Annotated in this window: 6 protein-coding genes; 2 read left to right on the top strand and 4 right to left on the bottom strand. The window is 70.7% G+C overall.

The features are described 5' to 3' along the window. Positions 1 to 997, bottom strand: a 997-nt coding sequence (locus HII36_RS52855) for a L,D-transpeptidase (protein WP_173530972.1), incomplete at its 3' end; no start/stop codon positions are given. 163 nt (positions 998 to 1160) lie between these two features. Beyond that, complete coding sequence (locus HII36_RS52850) at positions 1161 to 2084, bottom strand: TIGR03620 family F420-dependent LLM class oxidoreductase (protein ID WP_173530971.1); 924 nt, start codon at positions 2082 to 2084, stop codon at positions 1161 to 1163. A gap of 95 nt (positions 2085 to 2179) precedes the next feature. On the opposite strand from HII36_RS52850, the gene HII36_RS52845 reads away from it, so the two are divergent. Then, complete coding sequence (locus HII36_RS52845; RefSeq protein WP_328808298.1) at positions 2180 to 2722, top strand: TetR/AcrR family transcriptional regulator; 543 nt, start codon at positions 2180 to 2182, stop codon at positions 2720 to 2722. Positions 2723 to 2728: 6 nt separating this feature from the next. Here the strand turns inward: HII36_RS52845 and HII36_RS52840 are convergent, their stop codons facing one another. Beyond that, complete coding sequence (locus HII36_RS52840) at positions 2729 to 3361, bottom strand: response regulator (RefSeq protein WP_173530970.1); 633 nt, start codon at positions 3359 to 3361, stop codon at positions 2729 to 2731. Beyond that, positions 3358 to 4566, bottom strand: a complete 1209-nt coding sequence (locus HII36_RS52835) for an ATP-binding protein (RefSeq protein WP_173530969.1) — start codon at positions 4564 to 4566, stop codon at positions 3358 to 3360. The genes HII36_RS52840 and HII36_RS52835 overlap by 4 nt, the downstream gene beginning before the upstream one ends. A gap of 113 nt (positions 4567 to 4679) precedes the next feature. Between HII36_RS52835 and HII36_RS52830 the strand changes: the two genes are divergently transcribed. After that, the coding region (locus tag HII36_RS52830; RefSeq protein WP_173530968.1) for a PspC domain-containing protein at positions 4680 to 5567 on the top strand (888 nt) is incomplete at its 3' end.

Raw genomic sequence — 5567 nt, 5'->3', positions numbered from 1 at the left:
CCCCCGGCTCCAACTCGGTCGGGGTGGGAGTCGGGGTCGCGGTCGGGGACGGCGACTGGGTGGGGGTCACCGGCGTCTTGAGCGCGCTGCCCTTCTTCCACTGGGTCCAGCTGAGCTGCCAGTAGCTCCACCCGTTGCGCCAGTCCAGCTTGCGCTTGGTGCCGGTGATCTTCACCACGTCGCCGCGCTGGGAGATCTGGTAGAACCACTTGGCCCCGGCCGGGGTGGCGCGGACGCAGCCGTGGCTCTGGTTCGAGCGGCCGAGGAACTGGTAGTCGCCGGCGCTCTGGTGCACGTACTCGCCGCTGTCCGAGATGCGCACCGCCCACGGGATCTTCTCGTTGTAGTAACGCGGGTCCTTGGGGTCCGTGACGCCGAGCCAGGACGACGTCATGATCTCCACGGCCTTCTTGTTCATCGTCAGATGCACGCCGCTGGTGGTGAGGTAGACGTCCACGCCGTTCTTGACCAGGCCGCCCCTGCCCGCGCTGATCGCGATGGTCTTGGCCAGTTTGCCGTCGCGGTAGACCTTCATCTTGTGCTTGCGGGTGTCGACCAGGGAGATGTTCTGCATGCCCACGGCGAAGCGGCGGCTGACGTCCTTGGCCGCCTGGTTGCCGGGCAGCTGGCTCAGCCGGGCGGTGAACAGCACCTTCTGGTGCGGCTTCCAGTACGTCTTGGTGCGGTAGATCACCTTGCGGCCGGACACCCAGCGCCACGCGCCCTCGACCGGCTTGTCCGCCTGCACCTGCAGCAGCGCCTCGACTGCCGCCCTGTCCGTGACGTCGCGGTCGAAGGTGACGATGATCGGGAACCCGACGCCGACCTTCTCCACCTTCTCCCCCATCGGGGTGATGTCGGCGATGCCGAGCCTGGCCTTCTTCGGCCGGGTCGTCACCGCCTTACCCGCGGCGTTGCCCGCCCGAGCGCTGACCGCCGGCGTGGCGGGGGCGGCATGATCTTTCACCGAGGTGTTCGCACAGGCGCTGACGCTCACTAACGCGAGCAGAGCGACCGGTGCCAGCATCCGGGGAAGGGATTTCAACGGTTTACTCCTGGGCTATGTACTTCTGAGGCGCGTCTCCGTATGTGTGACAACTGAGACACGTGTTTGGTCACCCGGGAGCTCGTAACTATCTTGTAACGGTCCAATCCCCCCTTTACGCTGGCAGAGCGGTCAGGGCGGACAGCTCACGCCATTCCGGCAGCGGGATCTCGTCCGGACGCGACGTCAGCACCTGCAGGCAGACGTGGTCGGCGCCCGCGTCGAGGTGGGCGCGCACCCGCTTCTCGATCGCGGCCAGGTCCCCGTAGGCCACGATCGCGTCGGTCAGCCGGTCGGAGCCACCGGCCAGGTCGTCGTCGGTGAATCCGAGCCGGCGCAGGTTCGCGATCTGGTGCGGGGCCGCCTCGGCGTAGAACGCCACGTGCTCCCTGGCCACCTCGCGCGCCCGGCCGAGGTCGGGGTCGAGCACCACGGCCTGCTCGACGGCGAGCAGCGCGTCTGGGCCCATGATCTGCCTGGCCCGATACGTGTGCTCGACCGGCACGAAGTACGGGTGCGCGCCCAGCGTGCGCCGGGCCGCCAGGTCCAGCATCTTCGGCCCCAGCGCGGCCACCAGCCGCCGCGGTGGGTGCGGCGGCCGGGGCGCGGCCAGCGGGACGGCGTCCATCGCGTCGAGGTAGGCGCCCATCGTGGTCACCGCCTTGCCCCGGCTGGGGATCGCGTAGCCGTCCATCTGGATCGGCGTGTCGCTGACCCGGTGCCCGCCCAGGCCCAGGACGTACCGGCCGGGGTGCGCCTCGTTGAGCGCCCGTTCCGCGGCGGCCATCGAGATCGGGTCGCGGAAGGCGATGTTGGCGATGCCGGCCGCGACCGTGATGCGCCGGGTGGCCGAGAGTAGCAGCCACGACTGGCTCACCGAGTCGCGGCCGAACGCCTCGCCGAACCACAGCGTGCCGTAGCCCAGTTCCTCGACCTCCGCCGCCGCCTCGCGCACCTCGCCGACGGGACGGCCGTCGAAGGCGAACGTCCAGATGCCGACCTTGCCGAGGTCCGGGCCGCCGGGGTTGCCGTTGGTCATGTGTTACCTCCGAACGCTTTCCGGAGAGCCTCTCCGGTTAGATTCGGCGACTATAATACGGAGAGATTCTCCGTTTCAACGTGCTGAGGGGTGACGTGCAGACACGGCCGAAGCGCGCCGACGCGCAGCGCAACCACGACCTGCTGGTGGCGGTGGCCACGGCGGTGATCGCCGAAGAGGGCCCCGACGCCTCGCTGAACGAGATCGCCCGCCGGGCCGGCGTCGGTCCCGGCACGCTCTACCGGCACTTCCCCACGCGCGACGCGCTGCTGGTGGCCGTGTTCGAAGGCCGGCTGGCCAGGTTGTGCGCCAGGGCGGAGGAACTGGCCGGCGCGCTGCCGCCGGGCGAGGCCCTGGTGGCCTGGCTGCGGGCGCTGCTCGCGCACGCCAGGACCGACCGGGGGCTGGGCGCGCGCATGATGCTGCCCACCTCGTCGGCCGGGGTGGACTGCTGGGCGATCCTGCGCGCCGCCGCGGAACGGCTGCTGCGCCCGGCTCAGGCGGCCGGCCACCTCCGCGCGGACGTCGAGTTCGCCGACCTGGTGGAGATCACCGCGGGCCTGGCCCAGGCCGCCGGCGACGACGAACGGGCCGAGCGGCTGCTCACACTCACCCTCGACGGCCTGCGACCGCGTTGACCGGCTTCAGACCAGGCGGCGGGCGGTGGCCCAGCGCGAAAGCTCGTGCCGGTTGGAGAGCTGAAGCTTGCGCAGCACCGACGACACGTGCGTCTCCACCGTCTTGACCGAGATGAACAGCTCCTTGGCGATCTCCTTGTACGCGTAGCCCCGCGCGATCAGCCGCAGCACCTCGCGCTCGCGCTGCGTCAGCGAGTCGAGCTCCGGGTCGATGGACGGCGCCTCCGACGAGGCGAACGCGTCGAGCACGAACCCGGCCAGACGCGGCGAGAACACCGCGTCGCCGTCGGCGACCCGGCGGATGGCGTCGGTCAGCTCCTTGCCGCTGATGTTCTTGGTGACGTAGCCGCGGGCGCCGCCCCTGATCACGCCGATGACGTCTTCGGCGGCGTCGGAGACCGACAGGGCCAGGAACCTGACCTGGGAGCCGGAGCCCAGCACCCGCCGCAGCACCTCCTGACCGCCGCCCCCGGGCATGTGGACGTCGAGGAGTACCACGTCGGGCTGGAGGTCGGCGATGGCCTTGACGGCCGTCTCGACGTCCTCCGCCTCGCCCACGACCTCGATCGAGTCGCCCAGTTCGGCCCGCACGCCGGACCTGAACAGCCGGTGGTCGTCGACGATCAGTACCCGAGTCATTCCTTCTCCACCTTCATCGTCAACATCACTTCCGTGCCCTCACCTGGCTCGGTGCGAACCCTGGCCGTGCCGCCATGACGTTCCATTCTGCCGATGATGGACTCCCGGATCCCCATCCTGTCGAGCGGCACCGCGTCGAGGTCGAACCCCTTGCCCCGATCCTTCACGAAAATCGTCGTCTGTTCACCCTCCACTTCCGCGTACACGGAGATGGACGGGCTCTCAGCGTATTTGGCCGCGTTGACCATGGCCTGCCTGGCCGCCTTCAGCGTGGCGGCCAGCTTGCCGCCGGAGTCGAGGTCGATGTCGCCGACGCAGACCACCTCGATCGGGACGCCGTGCGCGTCCTCCTCCTCGGCCGCGATCCTGCGGACGGCCGCGGCCAGCGTGGCGTCGGCGTCCTGGGCCGGCTGGTAGAGCCAGTTGCGCAGGTCGCGTTCCTGGGCGCGGGCCAGCCTGGCGACCTCGCGCGGATCGTGGGCGACGCGCTGGATCAGGGTGAGCGTGTGCAGCACGGAGTCGTGCACCATGGCGGCCACCTCGGCCCGCTCCTCCTGCCTGATGCGTTCGCGGCGCTCCAGCTGCAGCTCTTTCCACATGCCCGCCAGCCACGGCGCGGCGATGACGGCCAGGCCGCTGACCACGACCACGGTGAACAGCAGCCCCGGCTGGGCCTGCGCGAGCTCGCCCTGGGCGTACAGGAAGCCGGTGGCGCCGACCACGACGAGCGCGACGCCGAGCAGCGTGCGCACGCGGTTCTTGCGGATGCTCTTGGTGGCGCCGCTGACCCAGTTCCTGCGGCGCTCGGGATCGGCCTGCTGCCAGAGGATCAGCGCGCCGATTCCGCCCACCGCGAACGGCAGCATGCCGATGCCGCCCCGCGAGGCGCCGGTCAGCCAGCCGAACGCGAACAGCGCCACGCCGACCGCGCTGAAGGCGGCCAGCTGGCTCCAGTCACGCTGCGGCGGCTGGCCCTCGTACTGCTCGCGCGGCGTGATCATCCACAGCACCGCGTACGCCACCATGCCGACCCCGTCGACCACGCTGAGAAGCACGAACATCAGCCTGATCACGACGGGATCGAGGTTGAGCTGGGTCGCGAGCCCCTGGGCGACGCCGCCGAGCAGGCGGCCCTCCATGGGACGCCGCATCCGGACGTAGGGCTTGTCGCCGGCCGGCTCGGCGAGTGTCTTCTGGTCAGCCATAACATCGCCATCGTCACATGTCGGGGCGGCAACGGGCATCAGGGAACAACCCCCGGGTCGGGTCAGGGGTGTCCCGGATGCGAGTAACCGGACACAAGGGCCACGATGGTGTCATGACAGCAGCACCGCCCACCCGTCCCGCCACTCCGCACCGTACGCTGCCGCGCAGCAGCGAGGGGCGTTTCCTCATGGGCGTGTGCGCGGGCCTGGGACGGTACACGGGCATCGACCCCGTGGTGTTCCGCGTCGCGTTCTCGTTGCTGCTGCTGGGTTCCGGCGTCGGGCTGTTCCTCTACATCGCGGCGTTCCTGCTGATGAAGGAGCCGAACGGCAAGCCGGGCATCATCGAGCAGTGGACGCGGCGCGACTTCGACGCCGACGCCGTGCTGGCGCTGCTGACGGCGGTGCTGGCGTTCGGCCTGGCGATCAACCTGACCACGGCCTGGCTCGACACGCCGACCCTGGTGGTGGCCATGCTGCTGGCCGTGTCGCTGCTGGCCGCGCACTCCAGCGGGGTCGATCTGCTGGCGCTGGCCCGGTCCATGCCGGAGCGCCTGAGCCGCCGGGCGGTTCAGCACGACGAGCCGGTCGAGCCGGTCGAGCACCGCTCCGCCATGCCACCGACTCCCCCGGCTTCCCCGGCTTCCCCGGCTTCCCCGGCTTCCCCGACGGCCCCTACCGCCGCCACGACGACCGCGCCGCGCCCCGAGGCGGCGGCGCCCGCATCCGAGCCCGCGGCGCCCGGCCCTGAGCCCGCCAGGACCGTCGCCTACGGCATGCCGCTCCCCGACGTCACCGCCGACGAGCCGCGAGCCGACGAAACCCGGATCGACGAGACGCGGATCGATGAGACGCGGGCCGACGAGACCTGGGCCGATGAGACGCGGATCGACGAGACGCGGGCCGACGAGACCTGGGCCGATGAGACGCGGATCGACGAGACGCGGGCCGACGCGGTCCCGCCGACGATCGAGCACCCGACCTCGGCCCCCGCCCCGACC

This window comes from Nonomuraea antri (assembly GCF_013283785.1).
GTDB lineage: Bacteria > Actinomycetota > Actinomycetes > Streptosporangiales > Streptosporangiaceae > Nonomuraea > Nonomuraea antri.
The sequence above is the reverse complement of the archived record's forward strand: the minus strand, read 5'-3'. Positions and strand labels throughout refer to the sequence as shown.

Bases quoted from the DNA above. Each gene is read 5' to 3' on its own strand.
- HII36_RS52850 (WP_173530971.1), bottom strand. From the start codon at position 2,084: ATGACCAACGGCAACCCCGGCGGCCCGGACCTCGGCAAGGTCGGCATC.
- HII36_RS52840 (WP_173530970.1), bottom strand. From the start codon at position 3,361: ATGACTCGGGTACTGATCGTCGACGACCACCGGCTGTTCAGGTCCGGC.
- HII36_RS52835 (WP_173530969.1), bottom strand. From the start codon at position 4,566: ATGGCTGACCAGAAGACACTCGCCGAGCCGGCCGGCGACAAGCCCTAC.